We start from the raw sequence: 26771 nt of genomic DNA, 5'->3' as shown, positions 1-26771 counted from the left end.
CCTTTCTATTCCATTTATCATGCTAGTTTTTGAAGGCAGTAACTGGACCGAGTTCATTAATCAAGTAGTTTTTAACAGATAACGAGAAGGATTCAACAGAAGGTATTCCCTTCTCCAATGCTTCCCTGACAATCTCATGAGAGATATTCGTATAATCATGCACCAGTGTTTTTCTCAAACCTAGCAGCTCTTTAATTTCACCTGCAACGCTAACTGAAAGTACTTTTTCGTCAGTAAGAATTTCCATAATATCCTCATAGCTGCCTGGATCTCGCATGATAAAACCGTCAATCATACTGTTGCCGACATCAAGCATTGCCTCAATCATCATATGTGCAAGTCTTTCTAATGCCAATTTCTCAAGTTTGGATTCAAACGAATCCTGTTCTTTAAACATCTGAACCAATTGCTGTAAATATTGTAATTGCTGCCCGATTTTTTCCCGATCCACAAAATACATTTGAATGCCTCCTTCATTTTTTTTTAGTATAGACAAAACCTCACACAATCGTTTGCAGATTATTGCTTAAGCTTGTCGGCCTCGCATAAAAATAGCCTTGTGCCAAATCAACCTTATTTCTTGAGAGAACAAGCGCTTCTTCCGCACTTTCAATCCCTTCTGCTACAACTATTGAACCTACTTCCTTAGCTATTAGCAGCAAGCCTTTAAGCATCGATTCTTTGACAGAATTTTTGTCAATATTCTGGATGACAGAACGGTCTATTTTAATGATATCAGGCATGATTTCACTTATCGAGTTCAAGCTTGCATAGCCTGCTCCTGTATCATCTATAGCCACTCTGAATCCAATTAGGCGCAAAAGCTTCAAGTTAGAAATGAAGTATTCTAATCCCTCAATTGAATCCCGTTCTGTCACCTCAATGGTAATCCTGTTTGGAGATATCTCTTTATATTTGTTCATCAGCTTTTTCAAGTCTTTCACAAAATGCTGATTACCTAATGTTAACGGTGTAAAATTAATAAAAATATCGAACTTCCAGGTAGTTAATTTTATTTGTTCAAGCGCTTTTTCCAATACGACCATTTCAAGGTCATAAAGATGGTTGGTTTGCCGTGCAACAGAAAACAGTTGGAGGGGATTTTCAAGCGATGTGCCGACAGGTCCTCTTGTCAGCATTTCACATGCTTTAACCTTATTTGTTTCCACATCCAAAATCGGCTGTGCTAACAAGCGAATATCTTTATTTGCTACAATTTTCCCTAACGCAAATGACATTTCATTAAATTCGGACGTTAAGCCTTTTTGGGCCATCGATAAAGCCTGCTGATAAGCAAGATAAATAGCATCCCTTAATTGGTCGATTTGCCTGTCAATAAATATATAGCCTGTGCAAAAAATCGGCTGTACCGACTGCTGCAGAGATCTCCAAACTTTTGTTTGCAGCTTTTCCAATATTAACTGGATCGTAAAATCTATGTTAGGAACAGTGTCCATCTTGTGATCAATCTTCAAGAATAAGGCAATTCCATCCTGATAATAGGCACGGACTGCTGCAATTTGGTCAGAAGGTATTTCTTCTCTAATAACGGTATGGAATGCTTCTCTCACTTGCTCCCATAATCTTTGGGATGCTGCGCTGTCCATTTCCCGTTTTAAGATGGCCAAGTTATGGATGGAAAAGACAATTACAGCCACTTCATTTCCTTTATGAAGGGCCGCACTTACGTTTTGCTCCACAGGATCCCTCAAAATAAATTGAGGAGGATAATATTTTAATTTACTGGCAGGAAAAATAATCTTCCCCCAGTTCGTTAAGCTTTTTATTTTGTTGACATACACATGGACCATCTCTTCATTTCCTCTCATACAGCAAACCTGATAAGTAATAGCAAAACAGCTCTAAAAAAAACATTTATTTTTATTAGTAAACGTTTTCCTTATTTATGAAGAAGTGCTGCAAAAAGAGTCAGCACTGTACTTACATTATTGTTTTTTTATTTTCTTAACGACAAAATAAGGACATCCGAAATTGCAATATTCATACAAATATTCTGTTAACGTACTGATTTTTGTATCAAAGCTGGATTTCTGATTTTGGTCATCAAAAAATCCTCTGAGTCTAAGCTGACCATAGCCCCAATCACCGACAATATAATCATACTTTGTTAAAATATCACTGTATCTTCCTTTAAATGCCTCCTCATTGAAGCCCTCTTTTCGTTCTTCAATAAGTTCATAACAATGATTATTTATGCAAACCAAAACCTTCACCCCACTTTTTTGAAGCTTCCTTTTTCATATGTATATATGTATGACTTTATATGTAATCCTAAATAAGTCCTATTTAAGATAAACGTGCATATAACCTAATAGGTACTATATCTCACCATTTCATTATAACCCGACAATAGACAATTTACATAGTGCTGGCAAGGAAAAATTATAATAATTATGACAAGAAATAGGAAAGGCCCTCCATTTATAACTGATTATTCAGGAAAAACAAAAACAGAGTAAACTATGCTTCCTAAATAGCAGCAAGATTTACTCTGTTCCTTTACATTATGCTTCTTTCTTTTGTCCTGAAAGCATTTGGTTTTTCTTTGCCTCACTGACTTGTTCATCCGCATGATACGAAGAACGGACAAGCGGACCTGCTTCACAGTGACTGAAGCCTTTGCTTAAAGCAATTTTCTTTAGTTCCTTAAATTCATCTGGATGATAATACTTTTGTACTTTAAGATGCTTTGCTGTTGGCTGCAAGTATTGTCCTATTGTCATGATATCAACGTTGTTTGCTCGCAAATCATCCATCGTTTGAATGATTTCTTCCTTCGTTTCCCCTAATCCAATCATCAAGCTTGATTTTGTAGGAATCTCAGGATACATTTCTTTTGCTCTTCTCAAAAACTCAAGCGATCTTTGATATTTAGCACGTGCACGTACTCTTGGCGTCAGGCGCTCTACTGTCTCAATATTATGGTTCATAATATCAGGCTTCGCATCCATTAATTGGCGCAGATTCTCCTCTATTCCTCCCATATCAGACGGAAGGACCTCTATGCTAGTAAATGGATTTTTCCTGCGGATTGCCCGTACCGTTTCAGCAAAAACAGCTGCACCGCCATCCTTCAAATCGTCTCTTGCGACAGCTGTGATAACAACGTGCTTTAAGTTCATACTAAAAACAGAATCAGCAACTCTTTCCGGCTCTTGCCAGTCAAGCTCTGTCGGCAAGCCTGTTTTAACTGCACAGAATCGGCATGCTCTTGTACAAATATCTCCTAAAATCATGAAGGTAGCTGTTCGTCTCACAGCCCAGCATTCATGAATATTCGGACATCTTGCTTCTTCACATACTGTATGCAGCTTTTTTTCTCGCATCATTTTTTTTAAACCAGTGTAGTTTTCATTCGTGTTAAGTTTGATTTTCAGCCATTCAGGTTTTCGTTGGTATTCGTCTTTTCTTTCTGCCATTTCGATTCATCTCCTAGTGATCCTTTTTTAGAACTCGTATCTTCTAGTCCTCTCTTTTCTTTGTATTTCGAAAAAAGAGACAACTGTTTGTAAACAAGTGTCGCCAGCAGCTTAAAAATGCTGCAAAGCTAGCTATACTACAACACATGTCACAATGATTTAGATGTATCTTATACACAAATACTAGGCTTGTTATTGTTCCAATGTCACTTTAACATAACCAAATCTCACCTACAAGCTGGTTATTACCATTTATTGATATTCATTTATTTTGCTGGTTGCACACAAAATAAAACGACTAGTTTTAGGAAGGAGGGATTTGATGCGAAAAATATGTTTCTTAGCTGTCTTGCTTGCATTTTTGGCGCCTAATATTGTATCTCATGCAGCGGAAAATAAATCCTCTGCTGATGATACATATTATAAAAGGATGGAGCTGTATGAAAAGATTGAAGCGGTAACACAGCTGCCATGGTATTATATAGCTGCAGTTGACCAATATGAACGAAATATACGAGCTTCACGTAGGGATCTTCCTAAAGCGACCGGCTTGACCGGCATCTATTTCCCAAAAGAAACATGGGCTGGCATCATAAATCCAGACAGTGATGATACAAATCCTAAAAGCATTGCTTTTTTCGGAGGACTTGGTGTCGATGGCAATGGGGATGGAAAAGCAGACTCTTTAAATGACGAGGATGTGCTATTTACATTTGCCAATCATATTCTTAAATTTGGCGTTGATGAAGATAACTTCCGAATTGGACTTTGGGATTATTACAAACGAGATAAAACAGTAAGCATTATTATGGGTAAAGCTTCCATTTACCGGCATTTCGGCCGCTTAAACCTCGACGATCATGCATTTCCAGTTCCGTTAAGAAGTAATTACAGTTATCGGAGTACTTGGGGAGATGCACGAGGATGGGGCGGAAAACGAATACATGAGGGAACAGATATTTTTGCCGACTACAGTGTTCCTGTCAGGGCAACATCTTATGGCATCATAGAAATGAAGGGCTGGAACAGATATGGCGGCTGGAGAATTGGAATCCGCGATATCAATAACAATTATCATTATTTTGCCCATCTAAGCGGTTTTGCGAAGGATGTGCATAATGGCATGATTGTCGAACCGGGAATGCTTATCGGCGGTGTCGGCAGTTCAGGCTATGGACCTCCAGGAACTTCTGGAAAGTTCCCGCCTCATTTGCACTATGGCATGTATAAGGATAACGGCAAGACAGAATGGTCTTACGACCCGTTCTCCCATTTAAAAGTGTGGGAAAGGCAAGAAAGAATTAAATTAAAAGCAAAAAAATAGAATATTGGCTCATGTGTCCCGCTGCTTTTAAAAGGACCTTGAGCCAATATTCATTCTTTATTATCTGCCGGTAATTCTACAGCAGGAATACTGCTCCCGCTTCCATTATAAAACTCAGGCACATCTCCTTCAAATCCTGCCATCGCAATTAATATATCTTGTTTGACAGTCGTCAGCTCTGTTGCAAACGGGATAATAATTTGAATGTCTACCTTTAACTCCACGAATGCTTTTACTACAACATAATTAATGCCGACATTCTCTGTCTCTGTCTTTAAATCTGATTTAACACTGCCGACAACATTAAATTTAATTGGTACATCAGGACCAAGATTTGCGAGCAGTGCATTATTTGTTGCTTGGCCGATCGGGACATTATAAACTATTCCTTCATCTCTTGCAGTTAAATCTTTATCTAATTTAATATCCGTTAACTCTGCTGCTGCAGGAATATCGCCCTTTTCCATCCTGTTTATGTTGTCCTGTACTAAGCTCGTAATTTCTTGTTGTTTTTTTACAACTTGTGCCGTATTGAATACAAAATTATTGCCATCTATCATTAAATTATTCTCTTCTTCTCCTGTCTCGCTTTTAAGTGCATCATTAATCACCAAAGTTGCCAGCTTCTTTGTCTGTGACTGTGCATAATAGGCCAGCGTAGGCTTTAAGCCATTATTGATAATCCAGAGGCTCAATATGGTGGAGAAGATAAAAAACACTGCTGTAATTACAAGAGTCTGCTGAAAGGTCAACGGTTTTTTCCGAGTCATCCTTTGACGAAAATAAAATTTCCGCAAAAAAATATCCCTCCTTCCCATGCTAATGTATATGCAGAAAGAGGGACATGTAGAAGGCTAAACCACATGTGAATATTCGATATTTTGCTTACCCTAAAGCCTCACAATCAATAATTGTAATTGCAAGGTTTTCCTTTAAATCAAGATCATATGGTTGTATTGCTGTTCCATTCTTTTCAATAACGCGGATGACAGGACGTTCATTAAATCCTTTGTTCTGCCTTGAAACAATGCCTTTTTCACCGCTGCTTAACATAACACTTACTCCATTTGGGTAAAGAATGATGGCATTGCGGAATGCTTCGACAATTTTCGCGTCAAAGAGTGTATCGATCCCTGTATACAGCACTTCCAACGCCTCATGCGGAAGCATTGCCTGTCTGTAAACACGATTGGAAGTTATCGCATCAAAAACATCTGCAACAGCAATGACCTTGCCGAACAGATGAATTTCTTCCCCTGTAATTCCTCTCGGATAGCCTGATCCATTCAGTCTTTCATGATGTTGATAAGCACAGTGCGCTACAATTAAAGGCATATTATGGACTTTCCTAAGCATATCAAATCCAGCATTTGCATGCTTTTTAATTTCCGTAAATTCATCTAACGTCAGCTTTCCAGGTTTGAGCAAAATCTCCAATGGAATATCCATCTTGCCGACATCATGCAGAATCGCACCAAGACCGAGAGTCTCGAGCTGCTTCCTTGGCAGCTTTAACTCCATTCCTAACGCTAAAGAATAAAGAGTGACATTCAAGCTATGTGAAAAAATATAATTGTCATACAAAAACACATCGCTCATAATAGAAAACAGTTCTTGATGTCCTTTTAGTTCCTCAAGGACTTTGTCAATAAGCTGCTTAAAAGCAGGAGCTGATTTTTCCATGATGAAGGATTTTTCCTTACTGCTGGAACCCTTCAGTTCCTTAAAGCTTGTTTCAATTGTCTGCATTGCCTCTCTCTTTAACCGATCAGAGATCGGAGCAACCGGATAGATATCATCGGTTAATTTATCATCTATATATAAATAAGCAACGCCTAACTGCACTAATCGTTCTATTAATTGTTTATCAAGCCTCACGCCGTTGTTGACGAGAATATTTCCCTGTTCATTATGTATTGGTTTCGCTAATATTGCTCCTTCTGAAAGGTATTTTGTTCTTACTAATCTCATTCCATACTAGCTCCTATTGTCAACTTGATATAAGAAAATATGTGCCATGATTACATAAAAGACATAAAAAGGAGGGAATGGTTTTCCCATCCTTTTAGATTTAATAAAAAGCTTGCACAATCTGCTACACCATCTTTAGTAATGCTTCCTTACCTATCATACCCTTATGAATACCAAGGTTTTCTGCTTCATAAGTTATCGATTCCAGCGGGGCATCAAGCAGCTGCTCGATTGTCTTTACACCGACAGCCCTCCCGGCAATTACTTTTCGATCCTTTAATTTTTCATTTAATAAACCAACATCCAATGCTCCGCACATGATATACCCTTTATCATTTTTTACTACAAGCAGGTTTGTCTTGGGCAGCTGGACGCTTACTGCTATGAATGTCTGCTCCTCTATCACAATAGGATAAACTTCCACCATGACATGTCACCCCTCTCTTTTTCCTTATATACTATTCAGCGAAAGAAAGAGGCGTGTATTACAAGAAGTCCATTTTTAACAGCTAAACGGCCATTCTCTGCAAAGCTTCTGCCAAAATATTTCTCATAAACTCAGGCAAAAAATACTGTTTTTCTGGTGCGCGATATATAGATGGAAAGAAATCGCCGAATGTGAACATATCCGGTATTGCTACAATATATTCTGCTTTCGGGTCAAGTTCTTTGCCGCCTATCCAATAGGTAATAACTTCACCATTGGTTTTTGTCTGTACACCCCTTGAAATCATTTTGCCCATTAATGTTCCTCTAAACCCTAGTCCTTTTACATGAAGGGTTTCCCATGAAGGCTGCTTCATATCTGTGAGAACTTCTTTCAATTCTGCTCCTGACAAAGTAACATTACAAGGATTGATAGGATGTGGACAGATGCTTAAAAGGTCAAAATAGCTGACCGGGCCCTTGTTTAGATTGTCAAGAATCAAACCTTCATTAAGGATAGCTACATCTGCATTGCACCATGCAAGAACTGCCTCACATAAAAGGCCCGCTGTTTCCTGTTTCGTAAGCTGCTTAGACAGTGAGATCACTTCCTCAGAAAGTGCTTTTTTGCCTTCTAAATAAAGATTCTCAATATATTCCGCTTCGTTTTCTGCTGGAGGCAGCTTGCTTGTTTCATATACCTCTGCCTGTTTTGCCAGCACTTTTTTTGCATGAGGATCATATTTTATTTCAATATGTCCAGCAAATTGTCCATATTTACCAGCAGCTCCTAACAGGCTGTTATTAATGAGTTTTCCTTGATGAAAGATATGGTGTGTATGTGCTCCTAAAATTATATCAATTTCCGGATAGTTTTCAGCCATCTGCTCGTCATCATTAATTCCTAAATGCGACAAGACGATAATGATGTCTGTTTTATCTTTTAACAAACCCAGCTGTTCCTCTAAAGCCTGAAAAGGAAGTGTCAGCTTCCAGCCAAGCAATTCATATAAAGTGTGAAAATAGGCAGTCAAACCAATAACACCAATGCGTGTCCCTTTATTCGTTTCATATATCTTATGTGGGATGCACCAATCTGGCCTACTCCCATTTTTATGAAAGAGATTGGCTACAATCACATCGTAGGAAGCATCTTGATAAAGTTGATCTAGTGCATGATAGGGCAGTGTGATTCCTTCATTATTACCGATTGTTACTGCATCGAACTGTTCTATCTCCAGCAGTGTAGCATTCGCTTTTCCTTGTGTTGCCTCAGTGTATGGATGAGATAAATCTAAATGGTCACCAATATCAAATAAGAAAACAGAATCGCCTGCCTCTGTATGCCAGTTTTTTCTTTTTTGGAAAAGCTCCTTGATTCTAGGCCAGTTCTCAAAATGACTGTGCAAATCATTAGTATGATATATATGGATATTTTCCATTGTTTCGCCTGCCTATCGTATTAAAAGATTCTAGAACTAAGATGTTAAAACAAATCCAGTTGTCTAGGTGCAAGATTTCTATATTCAATGCCAAGTATTTTCATTAACTGCAGTGCATTGTCTGCAGCATCCCCGCCAGAATTATTGTTGAAAAGAACATAAACATGTTCACATTGCTTCTGTAATCGTTTAATATTCTCTGCCCATTCCTCTAATTCCTTCTGATTATATCTGTAAAGATACCGAACCTCTCTCCAGTTTGGATTGTTTTTTTGTGCCCAGCCGTAGTAGTTCCTGCCATGGAAACGGATAAGCACCTTATCGGTTCGGACAGTTTCTAGGATAGCAGGAATGGATCCTGGCATTACCTGGGGTTCATCACAGATGCTATGAATCCAATTTTCTTCCTGCATAAAGGCAAGTGTTTGCTCTCTAAATTTCTCATCAAACCATGATTGATGTCGAAATTCTAGTGCACAAGGGATGTCCTTCATCTTCGCTTTGCATACCCTTAAATAATCCACATGCGCCTTTGTGCAGTCAAACCATGGAGGAAATTGGAAAAGCACCATACTCAGCTTATTATTTTCAATATATGGTGAAATAGATTCAATAAACGCATCAAACATTTCTTCCTTCGTTGCAAATGGAAGCTCTCCTCTTTGATGGCCAGTCATGCCCTGATATGCCTTTACAATAAATTGAAAAGCCTCTGGTGTTGTAGCTGTCCATCTTTGCGCATTCTTTATTGGCTGTATAGCATAAAAAGAAGAGTCTACTTCAACTGTCGGGAAATAGCTTGCATATTCCTGCAGTTTATTTCGCGGAGAAACATGGGAGCCATACAAAGAATCATGGTCGCCCCATCCAGTTAAACCAATCTGAATCAAATGACCACCTCTACTAACATTATGTACGAAAACGGTAAAAGTTCCTAGAGCTAATGACCTATTTACCGCTTTTAATTTTCTGTTTATACAGGTTTCTAATATTATTATCTTAACATACCCAATCGTAACTTTGCTTTTTATAAAAAAAATTCGTATCTAAACTAGATACGAATTTTTTTACATTAACCGATGGAGCCTTCCATTTCAAACTTGATTAGGCGGTTCATCTCAACGGCATATTCCATTGGTAGCTCTTTAGTGAATGGCTCAATGAAGCCCATTACGATCATTTCAGTAGCTTCCTCTTCTGAGATACCTCTGCTCATCAAGTAGAATAACTGCTCTTCTGAAACTTTAGAAACCTTCGCTTCATGCTCAAGTGAAATATTATCATTTAATATTTCATTGTAAGGGATAGTATCTGATGTAGATTTATTATCCATTATTAATGTGTCACACTCGATATTAGCACGTGCTCCGTCTGCTTTACGGCCAAAGTGTACAATACCGCGGTATGTTACTTTTCCGCCTTGTTTCGAAATAGATTTTGAAACAATTGTTGACGAAGTGTTTGGTGCTAAGTGAATCATTTTTGCACCAGCATCTTGGTGCTGACCTTTACCTGCAAGTGCGATAGACAATGTCATTCCTCTTGCTCCTTCACCTTTCAAGATGACAGCAGGATATTTCATTGTCAATTTACTTCCGATGTTACCGTCAATCCATTCCATTGTAGCATTTGCATCACATACAGCTCTTTTTGTAACAAGGTTGTATACGTTGTTTGCCCAGTTTTGGATTGTAGTATAACGGCAATAAGCATCTTTTTTGATGATTATTTCTACTACTGCACTGTGAAGAGAGTTTGTTGTATATACAGGAGCTGTACAGCCCTCTACATAATGAACATGTGCCCCTTCATCAACGATGATCAATGTTCTTTCGAATTGACCCATATTTTCTGAGTTAATACGGAAATACGCTTGCAACGGCGTATCTACTTTGATTCCTTTTGGTACATAGATGAAGGAACCACCAGACCATACAGCTGAATTCAATGCAGCAAACTTATTGTCAGTTGGAGGAATTACAGTTGCCCAGTGCTCACGGAAGATATCTTCATTTTCTTTCAATGCTGAGTCTGTATCCTTAAAGACAATTCCCATATTCTCCAAGTCTTCTTGCATGTTGTGGTAAACAACTTCAGATTCATACTGAGCAGAAACACCTGCAAGATATTTCTGTTCCGCTTCTGGAATACCAAGCTTATCGAAAGTTTGCTTGATTTCTTCTGGAACTTCATCCCAAGAACGTTCTGTCTTTTCAGATGGTTTTACGTAATAAGTGATTTCATCAAAATTCAATGAAGCCAAATCTCCGCCCCATTGAGGCATTGGCATATTGTAGAAATGCTCTAGAGACTTCAAGCGGAAGTCAAGCATCCACTGCGGCTCTTCCTTCATTTTTGAAATTTCTTCAACGATTTCTTTCGTTAATCCACGCTTAGAACGAAAGATGGAAACGTCTTTGTCTGAAAATCCATATTTATAATCCCCAATATCGGGTGCTTTTTTTGCCATTTCGTTTTCCTCCATTCTAATGCAACTCCTAAGATGGGACTAAAAAGACTGCAATTAGTTAAGACCTTCGTTGAAGCCCTTTTCCATCGCTTTCCATGCCAGTGTTGCACATTTAATCCTAGCCGGGAATTTGCAGACGCCCTGAAGCGCTTCAATATCCCCTAAATCTATATCTTCACTATAGTCTTTTCCCTGCATCATTTCGGAGAAAGTATTAGAAAGCTCAAATGCTTCTTCTACTTTTTTTCCTTTAATCGCTTGTGTCATCATTGAAGCTGATGACATGCTGATGGAACAGCCTTCTCCATCAAACTTTGCGTCTTTAACAATGCCGTCCTCCACTTGCAGTGTCAGCAGGATTCGGTCACCGCATGTCGGATTATTCATGTTAACCGTCAGACTGCCTTCTAAAATCCCTTTATTCCGGGGATTTTTATAGTGATCCATAATGACACTTCTGTAAAGTGTATCTAAATTATTAAAAGACATCGCTGAAATACTCCTTTGTTTTAACAATTCCGTCAACAAACTTATCAATATCATCTTCGGAATTATAGAGGTAGAAGCTCGCCCTTGCTGTTGCAGAAACGTTCAGCCATTTCATCAACGGCTGTGCACAGTGGTGGCCTGCCCTTACAGCAATACCTTCTGCATCAAGCACTGTCGCCACATCATGAGGATGGACATCCTCAATATTAAATGTAATGACACCTGCTCTGTTTTCGGCACTTTTTGGACCGTATATTGTCAGACCCTCTACTGTAGACATTCTCTCCATTGCGTATGCAGCAAGTTTATGCTCATGCTCTGTAATATTATCAAGACCAATCTCTTCTAAAAAGTCAATTGCTGCTCCTAGACCAATAGCGCCAGCAATGATTGGCGTGCCTGCTTCAAACTTCCATGGAAGCTCCTTCCATGATGATTCATACAAGCCGACAAAATCAATCATCTCGCCGCCAAATTCGATTGGTTCCATGTTCTCAAGCAAATGCTTTTTGCCATATAAAACACCGATCCCTGTCGGACCGCACATCTTATGGCCAGAGAAGCCGAGAAAGTCACAGTCAATATCTTGAACATCCACCTTTAAGTGAGGAGCAGCTTGAGCAGCATCTACGACAAGCACAGCACCATGTTTGTGAGCAATTGCCCCTATTTCCTTCACTGGGTTGATGATGCCAAGAACATTGGACACATATGTCACAGAAACAAGCTTAGTTGAATCTGTAATTGTTTCCTCCACGTCGGCTAAGCTGATCGTGCCATCCGCTTGAAGTGGCAAGTACTTCAGAACAGCTCCTGTTCTTTTGGCCACTTGCTGCCATGGAATGATATTACTGTGATGCTCCATCGGAGAGATGACAATTTCGTCACCCTCCTTTAGGTTTTCCATCGCATAACTTTGTGCAACCGTATTAAGGGCAGTAGTCGTACCTCTCGTGAAAATAATTTCCTCTGTAGATGTCGCATTGATAAAGTTCTTGACCTTTTCTCTTGCTCCTTCATAACCATCAGTAGCTCTTGTCCCAAGTGTATGGACACCACGATGGACGTTGGAATTATATTCTCTGTAATACTTTTCTAATGCTTCAATTACTTGCACCGGCTTTTGCGAGGTTGCAGCACTGTCTAAATACACCAAAGGATGACCGTTGACTTCTTGGTTTAATATTGGGAAGTATGGACGAACATCTTTGATATTCATTATTTTACTTTCCTTTCAATTACCTCAACCAATTGCTTTTTAACCCCTTCAATTGGAAGCTGTTCCACTACAGGAGCCAAGAAGCCATGAATAACAAGTCTTTCTGCCTCATGTTTTGGAATACCGCGGCTCATCAAGTAGTAAAGCTGCAGTGGATCTACTCTTCCGACAGAAGCAGCATGCCCTGCTGTTACATCATCTTCATCAATAAGCAGGATCGGGTTTGCATCACCACGAGCCTTTTCACTTAGCATAAGGACACGTGATTCTTGCTCGGCATTAGCTTTTGTAGCACCATGCTCGATTTTTCCGATACCGTTGAAGATAGAAGAAGCACTATCCTTCATAACACCATGTTTTAAGATATAGCCTTCTGAGCTTTTACCGAAGTGTACAACCTTCGTTGTAAAGTTTTGCTTTTGCTCACCGCGGCCAACAACAACTGATTTCGTATCACCAAATGAACCATCGCCCATTAGGTTTGTTGTGTTTTCACTGATTGTGTTTCCATCGTTCATGAAGCCTAATGCCCATTCAATCTTCGCATCACGATTAGCTACTCCACGTCTGTTAACATATGTTGTAACACCTGTTGCCAAGTTGTCTACAGCACCGTATTGCACTCTTGAATTAGCATTTGCTACAACCTCTGTAATGATGTTGAAAACTGCTTCTTTCGGCTCTGCAACAGAAAGATAGTTTTCCACATAAACAACAGAGCTATTATCTTCTGCCACAACCAATACATGGTTAAACAAGTTTGTTTCCTCATCATCATGAAGGAAGATTGATTGAATCGGTTCTTCAACCACGACATTTTTCGGAATATACAGGAATACTCCGCCGTTCATCAATGCTGCATGCAAGGCAGTTAATTTATGCTCATCAATCTTCACTGCATCCTTCATGAAATATTTTTGCAACAGGTCACCGTGTTCTCTAGCTGCTGTGAAAATATCTGTAAAGATTACGCCTTTTTCCTTAAGCTCGTTAGAAACAGCTATAAAAGTAGGGCGGTTGTTGCGTTGTATATAAAGAGTTTTATTGTTTTCCAGGTCGATCAATGCTTTTGCTTCTTCTGGAAGGTCGTTTACACTGTCGAAGTCCTGGCTGCTCACGATATGTTTATCTATTTGAGTGAAGTTCCAGTTCTTGATGTTTGTTTTGTCCGGCTTTGGCATCGGCAAGTCTTCAGCCAATTCCAATGCTTTCACACGCAATTCTGTTAACCAAGCTGGTTCACCCATATCTTTTGAAAAGGAAGTGATGTATTCCTGATCAAATGGTAATTTAATTTCCGTTGTCATGGTCGGGTCCTCCTAACTATTACGCTTCTTGTTCAACTGTTTCGTCTTCAATGCCAAGCTCTTGCTTAATCCAATCGTAACCTTCTGCTTCAAGGCGTGCAGCTAGTTCAGGTCCGCCAGACTTAACGATGCGGCCTTGCATCATAACATGGACAAAATCAGGTGTAATGTAGTTCAATAATCTTTGGTAATGCGTAATAATTAAGCAACCGAAGTCTTCGCCGCGCATTTGGTTGATACCTTTAGAAACGACTTTCAATGCATCGATATCCAAACCAGAATCGATTTCATCCAAGATTGCAATTTTCGGCTCAAGCATCATCAATTGAAGAATCTCATTACGTTTCTTTTCACCGCCAGAGAAACCTTCATTCAAATATCTTTGTGCCATATCTTGATCCATTTCCAAGAATTCCATATTGCTGTCCATTTTACGGATGAATTTCATCAATGAAATTTCGTTTCCTTCTCCTAATCTGCTGTTTAGGGCAGAACGCAAGAAGTCAGCATTTGTGACACCGCTGATTTCACTTGGGTATTGCATTGCCAAGAAAAGGCCAGCACGGGCGCGTTCGTCTACTTCCATTTCCAATACATCTTCGTCATCAAGCTGAACACTTCCGCTTGTTACTTCATACTTAGGATGTCCCATGATTGCAGAAGAAAGAGTTGATTTACCTGTACCATTTGGTCCCATGATTGCATGGATTTCTCCGCCTTTAACCTCAAGGTTTAAACCCTTGATAATTTCTTTCTCATCAATTGCTACATGTAAGTCATTAATTACTAATTTAGATTGACCCATTATTTAATACCTCCACAGTAAAAGAAGTTTTGTTCACAAAATTGTCGAAACTTCATTATCAATTTATTATCATTCTAATCTTATAACAAATAAAATCTAATGGCAACCTTTGTAGCCCCAAACTTATTTGTTCATTACACATAATAATACCAAATATTATGTATTTTTTAAAATATGGCGATTTTTTCATTTTGCTGTAGTACACTGGAGGGAATTATTGTCATTTTTCCACTGTCAAACTTGAGTAGTAAAAACAATTTCCTTCCTTATTATATATTCCAAAAAAACACATCATGAAGAAGGAGCCGGAAGACGCTTAACGCTAACCCCCGGCTCCTTACTTCCTGCGTATCTTCATGCTTATTGCTGGATTGATGTAAATTCTGCCATTGCTTCTTGCACCAATGTAACAGCCTGACTCATAACAGCTCCGCCTCCGAAAGCAGCAGTGACACCAATTGCTTCGAGGATTTCTGCTTCTGTAGCGCCTTGGTCGATGCAGCCTTTTACGTGATAGATAATGCAGTATTCATCTTGAGAATACAAGCTAATTCCTAATGCGATAAGCTGCTTTTCCTTTTGCGATAAATGTCCTTCTTGGAAGCATTTCTCCGTATATGCATTAAATAATTCAGCAAGCTCAGGCATTTTTTTCGTAAATGTTCCTAATCCTTCTTTATAGTGGTGAATTGCATTTCCTATTGAACCATGTGTTTGCATATCCATCAATCATAGCCTCCATTTTTCAAAAGTTAGCACTAAATTGCAATGTGAATCGCAAACTTAGTATTGATAAATGAAGTAATTCTTATTCCTTAAAATAAAGAAACGCTCTTTAGAGATAAGAGCGTTTCTGCGTATTATTCAGATACAGGGATAACTGCACCTTTATATTCTTCGTTGATGAAATCTTGAATTTCTTTAGATTGTAATACTTCAACAAGTGTTTTAATTTCTTCTTTATTTTCGTCTTCTTTGCGAACTGTGATGATGTTTGCATATGGAGACTCGCTGCCTTCAATTTCAATGGAATCTTCAACTGGGTTTAGGCCAGTGTCCAATGCATAGTTAGCATTGATTACAACAGCGTCACCTTCGTTGTTATTGAAGATTTGCGGCAACAATGATGGCTCATAATCAGGTTTGAATTTAATATTTTTTGGGTTTTCTGCAATATCGTCAACCGTTGCGCTTACTTTATCTACGCCATCTTTAAGCTTGATTAAACCGCCTTTTTCCAATAGTGAAAGCACACGGCCTTGTTCTGCCACAGAGTTAGAGAAAATTACTGTTCCGCCATCTGGAAGTTCATCTAAGCTTTTGTATTTTTTAGAGTAAACAGCCATAGGTTCAATGTGGATTGCTCCAGCGCTGACAAAGTCATAGCCGTTTTCTTTAATTTGATTTTCAAGGTAAGGAATATGTTGGAAATAGTTTGCATCTAATTCTTTAGATTCTAAAGCTTTGTTTGGCAAGATATAGTCTTGGAATACTTCAATTTTTAAGTCAATACCTTTGTCAGCCAGGATTGGTTTTGCTTTTTCCAAAATTTCAGCATGCGGAACGTTTGAAGCTCCAACTACTAATTCTTTTTTATCGTCGCTGCCTGATGATGAATCTTCATCTTTAGATGAACCGCAAGCCGCTAAAGCCAACACTAAAGCTAGTGCAAATAGTAATGATAATAATTTCTTCATGCGTTTTACCCCTCTTTTTGTTTTTTTATTTATCTTGCATGATTTCCGCCCACATATACAGCAGGAAAGAAAATCAAGAAAATAACATTATCTTTTATCAATTTTCGATGTTATTATGTCACCAATAAATTGGATGACGAACACGATAATCAAGATGATAATTGTCGCAATCAAAGTTACATCAGATCTGCTTCGCTGGAACCCTTCCAGATAAGCAAGATTTCCTAATCCGCCTGCACCGATAACACCTGCCATTGCAGTAGAACCAACAAGGGCAATGGCCGTTACAGTAATCCCGGAAACTAATGCTGGCAATGATTCTGGGATTAAGACCTTTGCGATAATTGTCATCGGTTTTGCTCCCATAGCCTTAGCTGCTTCAATTACACCCTTGTCCACTTCTCTCAAACCAATTTCAACAAGTCTTGCATAGAATGGTGCTGCGCCGATAATCAATGCTGGCAATGCAGCATCTGCTCCTATCATACTGCCGACTAGCAGCTTAGTGAATGGAATAAGCAAAACGATTAAAATGATGAACGGAATAGAGCGAAAAATATTAACGATAGCACTGATGATTTTATTGATGACCACATTGCTCCACATATTCCCTTTCGCTGTCAAAAACAATGTAATCCCTAAAACTAACCCTAATACAAATGTGATAACGATTGAGTATCCAGTCATGTAGAGCGTTTCTACTGTTGCTGTCCACATTTTCTCCCAATCTACATTCGGAAATAATTGTGTCATCCTTCAATCACCTCCACACTAATTTCTTGTGATTGAAGAAATTGCAGTGCTTTGCCAACTTCTTCTTCTTGACCATCCAAATGGATATACAATGTTCCGTATGAACCATTTTGAGTTGGTGAAATTTTTCCTTGAATGATGTTTACTGTTATTTCAAATGAACGAATCAGCTGTGTAATAATCGGCTTTTCTGCGCTTTCGCCAACAAATCCAAGCATGATGATTTTGCCTGTTGAATAGTTCGCAACAAGATGCTCGATAGTATCTTTAGCATCATCCGGCTCGATTACTTGCTGTACAAATCTTTTTGTGATGTTTTGTTCCGGCTGCTTGAACACATCGATGACAGGTCCTGTTTCTACCACTCGGCCGCCTTCCATCACTGCGACACGATGACAAATTTTGCGGATAACATGCATTTCATGCGTAATCAGCACAATCGTAAGACCTAATCGTTTATTGATATCTACAAGCAAATCCAAGATCGCATCTGTCGTTTGCGGATCAAGAGCGGATGTTGCTTCATCACAAAGCAGAACCTTCGGATCACTTGCAAGTGCTCTCGCAATGCCGACACGCTGCTTTTGCCCACCGCTCAATTGGGATGGATAAGCATCTTCTCTGCCTTCAAGACCGACAAGCTTAATCAGCTCCAATACCTTTTTCTCACGCTCTGCTTTTCCTACACCAGCAATTTCTAACGGAAAGCTGATATTCTGTTTAACTGTACGGGACCAGAGGAGATTAAAATGTTGGAATATCATGCTGATTTCCTGACGAGCCTGTCTCAGCTTGCTGCCCTTTATTTTGGAAACCTCATATCCTACAACAGAAACTGTGCCCTCTGAAGGAATTTCAAGACCGTTAAGCATGCGGATTAATGTACTTTTTCCTGCGCCGCTGTAACCGATAACTCCAAAGATTTCTCCTTTATCTATCGTTAAGTCTACACTGTCTACTGCAGTCACTTTTCCTTTTTTCGAAGGATATATTTTTTTGACCTTTTGAATATTAATCATGTCTTACTCACCTACTTTGCTGTCTTATCAAAAGTTCCATCTACTTATTATCGTAAATAGTGTTTTACGGAATTGTCTAATCCATACTTTGGGTACAAAAAAAGCCTTCCTGCTTATATAAAATGAGCAGAAAGGCATTATGATTTAACCTTCCTCTCATCTGTCAAAGCAATTGCTTTGTGTGAATTGGCACCATGTCATACTTTGACGGTTGCCGGGCTTCATAGGGCACATCCCTCCACCTCTCTCGATAAGAGTATAGAATATATAGTTATAATAAGTTTGCTGAATAAATTTGATAGTCGTAATGTAACATGGGAAAACAGAAGGTGTCAATCATTTTTTTTAAGTTCCTAATATAGTGTTTTTTCTGAATTATATGTTTATTTATTGTAATATTTTCTAACAATAATATATATGGTTAACTTTTCTAAAAATACTGTCAATATCCCACTCAAAAGACTTACTCGACGATAATCCTTGGAAACACTTACAATTAATTAACATTATTTCAAAATAAAAACTTCCTTTAAATTAAGGAAGTTTTTGGTTAAGAGCAGCTTTTACACCAAGCTTGTTCATTAACATTCACTAGGTGAAACAGTGATTCTAATAGCAACAGTTTTCTCAAAGATGAATGAACTTCCACATCCTGCTCTTTCTTCGCACGTCGGAGCAGCACTCTGCCTTCAAAAACGTCTTCAATGGAGTTTCGGCTGCCTTTTAATAAAATAGTGTGGTTATCAGCAGTAGGCAGTACGGTAAAAACACCATTCTTTAATTCTAAATAAAAGCTGCTTTCTCCGCTTTCAACCTTAATAATAAAAGCTTCTCTTCTAAGCAGCGGTTTTATGACATGACTTTGATTCAAATTTTTCACTAACTGATTGAAAATATGCCCCATTGCTTCACACCCTCTATATTTTCATATAGTAGGTAATTCTGTTTTCTCCCATTATTCCCTCTAAAAACACCTAAATACTTTTAGACATGTTTCACCATTTCCCGGGAAATACAAAAAATCTTGTCGAATGGAATACTTGTTAGGAAGACATTTTCTCTAATAAATGTGGCACTGATTCGAAACGGTAGATTTTTTCTGTTAATTGTCCCTCCTGAAAAATTAACAGGCAGGGTACACTTTCTATTTTATACTCCTCTGCTAACTGAGGTGCATAGTTCAAATCCATTTTCCCTATCGATACATTATTGTTCATTGCTTCAACAACAGTAAGCATTTTGCTCGCCACCATGCATGTTCCGCACATCGGTGTGTATAAGTAAAGAAAGAACGGCTCCCTTTCCCGCTCCTTTAAGGCAGACCGCAGTCCGTCTTCTGTGCATTCAATCATGACTATCTCATCCTCATATCTAAAAATTTAGGGTAGATATCTATATTCGCCTGCAGCAATGCAGCCGCAATATGATGTTCAGGCGCACTTGCAACTTCCCGATACATTTTATCAATATATATATGCTCTGCTTCTGGCAATTCCTTTCTGAAGAGCTTTCTGATTTTTTCTCCAGATGCATCTGCATCAACAAGAATATAAACATCCTTGTCAAATAAGTCTTCAATAAGATCATCTAATTTCGAAATCCCGATTGTGCCATTCGTACAAATAATATCTACTGGTTCTCTTACAATATCCTTTACTTTCCGCTTATCTGATGTACCTTCGACAATAATAATTTTTTCCATTATAATCACCTGAAGTATTATTTTTGCAGCTAGTATCCCCGCATCTTGCAAGTTATATTATGTAATACTTTAACATATTGCTAATTGGAGTGAAAGTTATCGGCATTTGAAACGAAAAGAAGCACCAAAACGGTGCTTCTTTAACATCAATCTTCGTTTGTCATTTTATCATATTGTTCTGCTGTCATTAATTGCTCTGCATCGGCAATATTAGACGGCTCAATAATAACCATCCAAGCTTTTTCATATGGAGATTCATTTACGTATTCAGGATTATCACTTAAATCTTCGTTTACTTCTACTACTTTGCCGCTGATTGGCGCATATAGTTCAGAAACTGTCTTAACAGATTCTACGCTGCCGAAAGGCTCGTTCTTTGTTACTTCGTCTCCAACTTCTGGAAGCTCAACAAACACGATATCTCCCAATTCTGATTGAGCAAAATGTGTAATTCCAATACGCACATTTTCTCCTTCAACTTTTACCCATTCATGTTCTTCTGAATAACGCAAATCTTTCGGTGCACTCATGCAATATCCCTCCAAATAGATTAATATCCTTCAAGCGGCACAATTATGTCCAGCTTTCTTTAAAATCCTCTTCCTTAAACCCTAACGTAACCTTTTTTCCATCAGTTGTGAGAGGACGTTTGATCAGCATGCCATCAGAAGCCAGTATATCTAAAAGCTCTGAATCTGACATATCCTTCATTTTATCCTTCAAGCCAAGATCGCGATAACGCTGTCCGCTAGTATTAAAGAATTTCTTTAATTCCAAACCGCTGTTTTTATATAGGTCTTCAAGCGTAGAGCGTGAAGGAGGATTTTCAACTATATGTACGTCTTTGTAACTTACCCCGTTATCATCCAGCCATTTTTTGGCCTTGCGGCAAGTACTGCATTTAGGATACCAATAATATGTAAGTTCCATATGATCACCTTACTTACTTATGTATTTTTTTGAACATATAATTGAATATTATCATAAATTAGGACAAATTCATAACAATGTCTAATAAATATATCTTTATTATAAAGTAAAAAAGAGGAAAAACCTGCCGCAATTCAGGTTTCTCCTCTTTCTCGAACTTATACGACGTACTCATTGGCTTTAATAACACTTTCGGCAGCTTCACGCTTTAACGCAATCAGCGGCTTCGGCAGGAATCTAGTATATTTTTTTAAGATCGATAACGCAAAGCGCAAATCATCACCAGACTCCATATATGAAAGAGTATTAGTTGCTTCATTATGAATGATTTGGAAAGCCTCCTGGCAATATATTTCTGTATATAGAACCTTTTGTTTTTCTTCTGTATTTGATTTGGCTATAGCCTTCTCGGTCCGTAAAATACAGGATTCCATTGCATATAAGTGGGAAATCATTGTCGCAATATGAGCAAGCACCTCTTGCTGCTGGTCTGCTTCCATCATAAATTTTTTCGCCAGTAAGCCTAACAGCATGCTCACTGCTTTTTTACCATTTGTCACAAGCAGTTTTTCCTGGGAAAGAAGGCTGTCATCAGGCTCACTTGGGATAAAGGTGAACATTTCCTTTTCAACTGCTTTTGCAGCAGCTATTAACGGAACTTCCCCTTTCAGTGCTCTTCTTAAATAGTTACCTGTCACTGCCAACAGGTTAATTTCATTTGTTCCTTCAAAAATGCGGTTTATCCTGGAATCACGATACATTCTTGATATCGCATACTCCTCCATAAACCCGTTACCGCCATGAAGCTGCAGACATTCATCAACGATTTTATCCAAAGCTTCAGACGCAAAGATTTTATTGAGGCTGCATTCCATACTGTATTCATTGACAAGCTTGGCGGGGATTTTCCAATCTTCTGTCCCCTCCAATGGATCAAGAGCTTCAGACAATAAACCAGCAGTCCGGTAAACAGAGCTTTCAGAAGCATAAAGGAGTGCTGCCATTGTAGCAACTTTTGCTTTTGTTAAGGGAAAACGTGAAATGGGGGTTTGAAATTGCTGACGATTATTAATATAAGGTATAGTTACTTTCAATGCTTCCTTACTTGCGCCAATTGCTCCCATACCTAGTTTAAATCTGCCAAGATTCAAAACATTAAGGGCAATTAAATGACCCTTGCCTTTTTCCCCGAGCAGATTCTCCTTAGGTACAAGGACATTATCGAGGATGACAGAACAAGTAGAGGAGCTTCTAATGCCTAGTTTATTTTCTTCCTGTCCAATAGATACACCAGGAAATTCACGTTCCACAATAAAAGCTGAATAGTCTTTGCCATCTACCTTGGCATACACAGTAAAGATGTCTGCAATCCCGGCATTAGTAATCCATTGTTTCTGACCTTTTAATATATAGTGCGTGCCTTCTTCATTCAATACGGCAGTTGTTTTTATTCCGAGGGCATCAGACCCGGCAGTTGGTTCTGTTAAGCAATAGGACGCAATTTTTTCGCCTGTAGCTAAGGAAGGCAAATATTTCTGCTTTTGCTGAACATTTCCGAATAAAATCAGGGGCAAAGATCCGATTCCGACATGAGCTCCATGTGTAATAGAAAAACCGCCGGCTATGGACATTTTCTCGGAAATAATGGCAGAGCTAATCTTATCAAGACCTGAACCGCCAAACATCTCAGGAACATCAGCTCCTAACAAACCTAGTTCGCCAGCTTCCTTCATTAATTCAAGCACCTTTTTAAAATCATGTTTCTCCATACTGTCAAGATGTGGCATAACAGCATTTCGGACAAAATCACTCGTCATTTCTCCAACAAGTTCATGTTCTTCCGAAAAATCCTCTGGTGTGTATACATCTTTCCAGCTCGTATCTTCAAGAAGAAAACTTGCGCCTTTTTTCATCATTTCTCCACTCCTTCTTTCTTAGTCACAATGGCAGCGGTTTGCCTGCAGTCAATAAGTACAGCATTCTGCGAAGTGTCTCCCTCTCCTTCAGTAAGTCAATGAATGCCTGCCTTTCCAAGCCAAGCAAATAATCTTCCTCCACTTCTGTCTGAATAGGCACATCGCCTCCAGTCAGGACATAAGCAAGTTTAGCTGCAATAATTTCCCCATGCTTTGTGATAGCGCCTTTACTAGCAAAATCCTGCACCTTCTTTTGCAAAAGGTGGAAGCCTTCCTTGCCGGCCACTGGTATTTTCTTAACAACAGGTGGTTCATAACCTGTCTCAAACAGTTTGATTACTGTTTGCTTAGCTTCCTCCATAACATTAAGACTGTTAAAAGTAATACTATCTTCGCTGCTTAAAAAGCCAATTGTTTTCCCTTCCTCTGCTGAAGTGGATACATTGCTAGTCAATATTGCTTCAAAAGCCTTCGCTGCAGCTGTGATTAAATGACTGTGATCGATACCATCTTGTTCATCCAGCAAGTTCAAGTACAGCTCCTTTGTGCCTCCTCCGCCTGGAATCAGCCCTGCGCTTATTTCAACAAGACCGATATATGTTTCAATCGATGCATGAATTTTGGCAGCAGCAAGACAGATTTCCGCACCGCCCCCTAATGTTTTGCGATGGCTCGCTGCAACAACTGGCTTCTTACAGTATTTGATACGCTTTAGAGCTTCCTGAAACTCTTTCACCACAATTTCTAATTCTAAATAATCCTGATTTTGCCCTTCAAGCAGCATCATAGCCAAATTTGCTCCTGCACTGAAGTTCTTTCCGCTGCTTCCAATTACAAGACCTTTTATGCTGTCTGTGCTCTCTGCAATCGTTACAGCCTTATTTAGCATCTTTATCATATCCATACCGATAATATTATTTTGACTGTGCATTTCCAATAGCAGGACACCATCGTCCATATTAACTATGCTTGCTGCTTTATTACCTGCTATCACTTTTCCGCTTTGCCTTTTATGCTCTAGCCGATATTGATCGTTTGTCAGCGGTATTGGTTCATATTTGCCATTATGGTAGTAGGAGCGCTTCCCATCGACACTCTTATAAAAGCTTGTAAACCCATTTTTGATCATGTCTTCTATCCATTCTGGCAGCTTTTGGTTCTCACCCTTAAGTTTTTCGAGGGATTCCGTTAAGCCAATCTCATCCCATGTTTCAAAAGGACCTTGTTTGAAATTGAAGCCTGTTTTAATTGCTAAATCAATTTGAAAAATGTTTTCCGCAATCTCCAGTGCATGCTCACCAGAATAAAGCAGATACGGCATAACAGTTTTCCATAAAAAAACGCCTGTTGGGCTGCTGTCATAAATAAGCTCTTTCAGCTTTTCGCGGCTTTTGCTTCGTCTTGGGATTTGTTCCTCTACATATTGCATTGTATGATAATCAAGCACGAGCATTTTTTCTTTTGTTTTTTTATAAAAGCCTTGCTTTGTTTTCCTACCAAGCATCTTGTGATTAAGCATCTCCAGCAAGAAGACAGGAACCTTATACTGCTCTTTTTCCATCGTGTCTTCTGTCCTGTTCCGCACATTTTTAACAGTATGGAAAAAAGTATCTAATCCGACCATATCGAGTGTTTGGAAAGTGGCGCTTTTTGTCCTGCCAATAAATGGCCCTGTCAGCCTATCCACTTCACTTATGGTCAAATCCATTTGAACCATAGCATCTAATGTTGTAAGAAAGGCATGTGCCCCAATGCGGTTTGCAATAAAATTAGGTGTGTCCTTTGCTTCAACAACTACTCTTCCTAAGACAGTTTCAGCAAATGTTTTCATATAGGAAATTACTTCAGAGGAGGTTTTATTTGTTGGAATAAATTCAAGCAGCAATATATACCGGGGCGGGTTGAAAAAATGGGTTCCTAAAAAATGTGTTTGGAAATCCTCTGATAAGCCTTCTTTCATCTCAGTAATCGAAATTCCTGATGTATTACTGCTAATGATTGCTCCCTGTCTTCTCACTGCATCTACTTTGCAGAAAAGGGATTTCTTAGCATTTATGTCTTCTGTGATTGCCTCAATAATCCAATCAGCCTCTTTCAGGGCTTCGAAATCATCTTCCATATTGCCAATTTCTAAAAGCTGCTCGTTAGATGCCGAAGTAAGCATGCTCGGTTTGCTTAAACGGATCCGTTCAAGCGCTTGTGCAGCTAAACGGTTGCGAACCTTCTTGTCAGCAAGAGACAAATCAGCCGTTTTTTCTTCATCCAACAGGCTATCCGGGACCTTATCAAGGAGCAATGTAGAGATCCCGACATTAGCCAAATGCGCAGCAATAGCCGACCCCATGATTCCGGAGCCAATGACAGCCGCTTTCTTTATACTGTACATTCATTTTTCCTCCTTTTATTTATATTCATATGCAAATTTAGTAAATCCCTTCCTATCTACAATAAAAAACAATGATAAACTTCACAATAACCATATGCGGAAATTAGCTTACAGGAAAAAAGTTTAACCTTTAATTCTGTTCAAATAGGCCATCCTAAGGATATTAGCAAGGAGGTGACAATTATGGCTAAGATGAAAAAAAACCCTTCTAAAGGCGGAGTTAGTGCAGCTAGTGTAAAGGGAGATGCTGGCCCAACAGTAGAAAATGACGGCGGCGGCAAAAGGAACAGTCAAAACAATCAGTATAAAAAATAACAACTAGCTTTCATTCTTTATATAAACTTTTACAAGATATTGGAGGTTTTATCATGCAACAGCAATCAATGAGCAGCATGAGCCAAAATCAAGGGGTTATGATGGAGCCGCCGGAAATGGTGACAGTTAAAGATTCCTTGTACTTGGCAGATATGCTTTCCTGGAATCTCCTTGCGATGAAAAAGGCCCATTTCTTTGCTCAAAATATCCAGGATCAAAACATTAAGTTACAGGCAGAAAAATGCGGGCAAATGCATCAACAGCATTATGAGAAAATCTTAGCTCATTTAAATGAATCTAACCAAAGCAGTCTACAAGGACTGCAACAGCAGTGAACGGAGGTAGAGCATGAATCAGCAAAAAGTCCAAAATCCAGAAACACAAGTAGCCAAAACTCCACAAATGAATGACAGGGATTTCATCAATGATTTGCTGGCAACCGAAAAATACATGACTGCATCCTATTCTACAGCGCTTAATGAGGCAAGCAATGAGAAACTGTACGATGATTTGCTCAGCATTTTCACTGAAACGCAAAACATGCAGAGAGAGCTGTATGATCTCATGTTTCGTGAAGGCTGGTATAAGCTGGAATCAGCCGATCAGCAAAAATTGCAGCAAGCTTATCAGCAGTTTAAAGGATATGAGTCACAATTTCCTTATGGCAGCAGTTTGCAATAATAAAAAAATGCTAGTAGGCACAGGACTAGGAATAGTTGTCCTCCTACTAGCATCATATGATTTAATTTTTATTTTGCTTTTGATTATCATTTAAATTTTTTATTTCACTAATGATATCGACCACCTGCTGTTTCGCCTCAGGAAATTGACCATTCCAATGCTTCACTAAACTCGGCATTGATTTCGCCATCTGGTTGTAAAGCATCCAAATTTCCACTTCTTTCTTTAAGTGGTCATTTCCCTCTCCCAAAAGCAGCTCGGTATATTTTGACAGTAATGAATCAAATTTCTCGAGAAATTCCTTATCCACTATTATTGCTCCCTCCCCATTTTTTGATTTGACATTATGTTCATTATATTTTATTATAAATTTAAATCAATTGATAATGATTATCAATCTTGATTAAACCGCACTAGCAGCTCACTATTATTTTTCCCCCTCATAAAAAAATAATAGAACCTGAGTCTGTACTAGAAAA

General features: G+C 38.8%; 30 protein-coding genes and 1 riboswitch. Of the genes, 4 read left to right on the top strand and 26 right to left on the bottom strand.

What is annotated here, in order from left to right; genetic code table 11:
• Positions 1 to 22: 22 nt before the first annotated feature.
• From hepT to lipA, 4 genes are all read right to left on the bottom strand, one after another.
• Entirely contained in the window at positions 23 to 460 is a 438-nt protein-coding gene (gene hepT / locus ACLIJJ_RS19970) for a type VII toxin-antitoxin system HepT family RNase toxin (RefSeq protein ID WP_233316488.1), read from the bottom strand.
• Positions 461 to 500: 40 nt separating this feature from the next.
• A complete protein-coding gene (locus ACLIJJ_RS19965; RefSeq protein ID WP_251644704.1) occupies positions 501 to 1700 on the bottom strand; it encodes an EAL domain-containing protein in 1200 nt (399 codons plus the stop codon).
• A 246-nt stretch (positions 1701 to 1946) separates the two neighbouring features.
• The gene (locus tag ACLIJJ_RS19960) at positions 1947 to 2225 is read right to left on the bottom strand and encodes a YutD family protein (protein ID WP_233316490.1); all 279 of its coding nucleotides are present in this window, start codon (positions 2223 to 2225) and stop codon (positions 1947 to 1949) included.
• Positions 2226 to 2525: 300 nt separating this feature from the next.
• Entirely contained in the window at positions 2526 to 3440 is a 915-nt protein-coding gene (gene lipA, locus ACLIJJ_RS19955; RefSeq protein ID WP_237941848.1) for a lipoyl synthase, read from the bottom strand.
• A gap of 322 nt (positions 3441 to 3762) precedes the next feature.
• Between lipA and ACLIJJ_RS19950 the strand changes: the two genes are divergently transcribed.
• Positions 3763 to 4764, top strand: coding sequence for a M23 family metallopeptidase (locus tag ACLIJJ_RS19950; RefSeq protein WP_411411507.1), 1002 nt, complete (start codon positions 3763 to 3765; stop codon positions 4762 to 4764).
• A gap of 50 nt (positions 4765 to 4814) precedes the next feature.
• Here ACLIJJ_RS19950 and yunB read toward each other — a convergent pair whose 3' ends face one another.
• The 21 genes from yunB to ACLIJJ_RS19845 form a co-directional block, all read right to left on the bottom strand.
• On the bottom strand, positions 4815 to 5561 hold the full coding sequence (gene yunB / locus ACLIJJ_RS19945) for a sporulation protein YunB (RefSeq protein WP_233316493.1): 747 nt from the start codon (positions 5559 to 5561) through the stop codon (positions 4815 to 4817).
• Between the two features lie 88 nt (positions 5562 to 5649).
• The gene (locus ACLIJJ_RS19940; protein ID WP_251644705.1) at positions 5650 to 6735 is read right to left on the bottom strand and encodes an HD-GYP domain-containing protein; all 1086 of its coding nucleotides are present in this window, start codon (positions 6733 to 6735) and stop codon (positions 5650 to 5652) included.
• A gap of 124 nt (positions 6736 to 6859) precedes the next feature.
• Complete coding sequence (locus ACLIJJ_RS19935; protein ID WP_233316495.1) at positions 6860 to 7162, bottom strand: YunC family protein; 303 nt, start codon at positions 7160 to 7162, stop codon at positions 6860 to 6862.
• A gap of 82 nt (positions 7163 to 7244) precedes the next feature.
• Positions 7245 to 8603 carry a bifunctional metallophosphatase/5'-nucleotidase gene (locus ACLIJJ_RS19930; RefSeq protein ID WP_411411506.1) on the bottom strand — a complete coding sequence of 453 codons (1359 nt, stop codon included), beginning with the start codon at positions 8601 to 8603 and terminating at the stop codon, positions 7245 to 7247.
• Positions 8604 to 8647: 44 nt separating this feature from the next.
• Positions 8648 to 9493: a DUF72 domain-containing protein gene (locus ACLIJJ_RS19925; RefSeq protein ID WP_233316497.1), complete on the bottom strand. Its 846-nt coding sequence runs from the start codon at positions 9491 to 9493 to the stop codon at positions 8648 to 8650.
• 182 nt (positions 9494 to 9675) lie between these two features.
• Positions 9676 to 11073 (bottom strand): Fe-S cluster assembly protein SufB, encoded by a 1398-nt coding sequence (sufB, locus tag ACLIJJ_RS19920; protein ID WP_233316498.1) that lies wholly within the window; start codon positions 11071 to 11073, stop codon positions 9676 to 9678.
• A gap of 54 nt (positions 11074 to 11127) precedes the next feature.
• A complete protein-coding gene (gene sufU / locus ACLIJJ_RS19915; RefSeq protein WP_233316499.1) occupies positions 11128 to 11562 on the bottom strand; it encodes a Fe-S cluster assembly sulfur transfer protein SufU in 435 nt (144 codons plus the stop codon).
• On the bottom strand, positions 11552 to 12781 hold the full coding sequence (locus tag ACLIJJ_RS19910; protein WP_233316500.1) for a cysteine desulfurase: 1230 nt from the start codon (positions 12779 to 12781) through the stop codon (positions 11552 to 11554). The genes sufU and ACLIJJ_RS19910 overlap by 11 nt, the downstream gene beginning before the upstream one ends.
• On the bottom strand, positions 12781 to 14088 hold the full coding sequence (gene sufD / locus ACLIJJ_RS19905) for a Fe-S cluster assembly protein SufD (RefSeq protein ID WP_233316501.1): 1308 nt from the start codon (positions 14086 to 14088) through the stop codon (positions 12781 to 12783). The genes ACLIJJ_RS19910 and sufD overlap by 1 nt, the downstream gene beginning before the upstream one ends.
• 19 nt (positions 14089 to 14107) lie before the next feature.
• Entirely contained in the window at positions 14108 to 14893 is a 786-nt protein-coding gene (gene sufC / locus ACLIJJ_RS19900; protein WP_233316502.1) for a Fe-S cluster assembly ATPase SufC, read from the bottom strand.
• A gap of 360 nt (positions 14894 to 15253) precedes the next feature.
• Positions 15254 to 15619: a carboxymuconolactone decarboxylase family protein gene (locus ACLIJJ_RS19895; RefSeq protein ID WP_233316625.1), complete on the bottom strand. Its 366-nt coding sequence runs from the start codon at positions 15617 to 15619 to the stop codon at positions 15254 to 15256.
• Between the two features lie 134 nt (positions 15620 to 15753).
• Complete coding sequence (metQ, locus tag ACLIJJ_RS19890; RefSeq protein ID WP_237941851.1) at positions 15754 to 16590, bottom strand: methionine ABC transporter substrate-binding lipoprotein MetQ; 837 nt, start codon at positions 16588 to 16590, stop codon at positions 15754 to 15756.
• Between the two features lie 87 nt (positions 16591 to 16677).
• Positions 16678 to 17343, bottom strand: coding sequence for a methionine ABC transporter permease (locus ACLIJJ_RS19885; RefSeq protein ID WP_233316504.1), 666 nt, complete (start codon positions 17341 to 17343; stop codon positions 16678 to 16680).
• On the bottom strand, positions 17340 to 18362 hold the full coding sequence (locus ACLIJJ_RS19880; RefSeq protein ID WP_411411505.1) for a methionine ABC transporter ATP-binding protein: 1023 nt from the start codon (positions 18360 to 18362) through the stop codon (positions 17340 to 17342). The genes ACLIJJ_RS19885 and ACLIJJ_RS19880 overlap by 4 nt, the downstream gene beginning before the upstream one ends.
• A 153-nt stretch (positions 18363 to 18515) precedes the next feature.
• A riboswitch (SAM riboswitch) is annotated at positions 18516 to 18619 on the bottom strand.
• Between the two features lie 293 nt (positions 18620 to 18912).
• Complete coding sequence (locus tag ACLIJJ_RS19875) at positions 18913 to 19266, bottom strand: hypothetical protein (protein WP_233316506.1); 354 nt, start codon at positions 19264 to 19266, stop codon at positions 18913 to 18915.
• Between the two features lie 139 nt (positions 19267 to 19405).
• Positions 19406 to 19714, bottom strand: a complete 309-nt coding sequence (locus ACLIJJ_RS19870; RefSeq protein WP_251644708.1) for a thioredoxin family protein — start codon at positions 19712 to 19714, stop codon at positions 19406 to 19408.
• A gap of 2 nt (positions 19715 to 19716) precedes the next feature.
• Positions 19717 to 20064: a toprim domain-containing protein gene (locus ACLIJJ_RS19865; RefSeq protein WP_233316508.1), complete on the bottom strand. Its 348-nt coding sequence runs from the start codon at positions 20062 to 20064 to the stop codon at positions 19717 to 19719.
• Positions 20065 to 20210: 146 nt separating this feature from the next.
• A complete protein-coding gene (gene gcvH, locus ACLIJJ_RS19860) occupies positions 20211 to 20594 on the bottom strand; it encodes a glycine cleavage system protein GcvH (RefSeq protein ID WP_233316509.1) in 384 nt (127 codons plus the stop codon).
• Positions 20595 to 20637: 43 nt separating this feature from the next.
• Entirely contained in the window at positions 20638 to 20994 is a 357-nt protein-coding gene (locus tag ACLIJJ_RS19855) for an arsenate reductase family protein (RefSeq protein WP_233316510.1), read from the bottom strand.
• Positions 20995 to 21152: 158 nt separating this feature from the next.
• Positions 21153 to 22907, bottom strand: a complete 1755-nt coding sequence (locus ACLIJJ_RS19850; RefSeq protein WP_396953780.1) for an acyl-CoA dehydrogenase FadE — start codon at positions 22905 to 22907, stop codon at positions 21153 to 21155.
• A 25-nt stretch (positions 22908 to 22932) separates the two neighbouring features.
• Entirely contained in the window at positions 22933 to 25296 is a 2364-nt protein-coding gene (locus tag ACLIJJ_RS19845) for a 3-hydroxyacyl-CoA dehydrogenase/enoyl-CoA hydratase family protein (protein WP_237941852.1), read from the bottom strand.
• Positions 25297 to 25479: 183 nt separating this feature from the next.
• Between ACLIJJ_RS19845 and ACLIJJ_RS19840 the strand changes: the two genes are divergently transcribed.
• Genes ACLIJJ_RS19840 through ACLIJJ_RS19830 form a run of 3 tightly spaced genes read left to right on the top strand, consistent with a single transcriptional unit; the run spans position 25480 to position 26292 of the window.
• The gene (locus ACLIJJ_RS19840; RefSeq protein ID WP_233316513.1) at positions 25480 to 25611 is read left to right on the top strand and encodes a YuzL family protein; all 132 of its coding nucleotides are present in this window, start codon (positions 25480 to 25482) and stop codon (positions 25609 to 25611) included.
• A gap of 53 nt (positions 25612 to 25664) precedes the next feature.
• Complete coding sequence (locus ACLIJJ_RS19835) at positions 25665 to 25946, top strand: hypothetical protein (RefSeq protein ID WP_233316514.1); 282 nt, start codon at positions 25665 to 25667, stop codon at positions 25944 to 25946.
• A gap of 13 nt (positions 25947 to 25959) precedes the next feature.
• Positions 25960 to 26292: a spore coat protein gene (locus tag ACLIJJ_RS19830; protein ID WP_237941854.1), complete on the top strand. Its 333-nt coding sequence runs from the start codon at positions 25960 to 25962 to the stop codon at positions 26290 to 26292.
• A 61-nt stretch (positions 26293 to 26353) separates the two neighbouring features.
• On the opposite strand, the gene ACLIJJ_RS19825 is transcribed toward ACLIJJ_RS19830, so the two are convergent.
• Entirely contained in the window at positions 26354 to 26602 is a 249-nt protein-coding gene (locus ACLIJJ_RS19825; RefSeq protein WP_233316516.1) for a DUF2573 family protein, read from the bottom strand.
• Between the last annotated feature and the right edge of the window lie 169 nt (positions 26603 to 26771).

Origin of the sequence: Niallia laureatilytica (assembly GCF_046613985.1) — a bacterium.
GTDB lineage: Bacteria > Bacillota > Bacilli > Bacillales > Cytobacillaceae > Niallia.
Note: the sequence above shows the minus strand (reverse complement) of the source record. Positions and strands in the feature narration are given on the sequence as shown.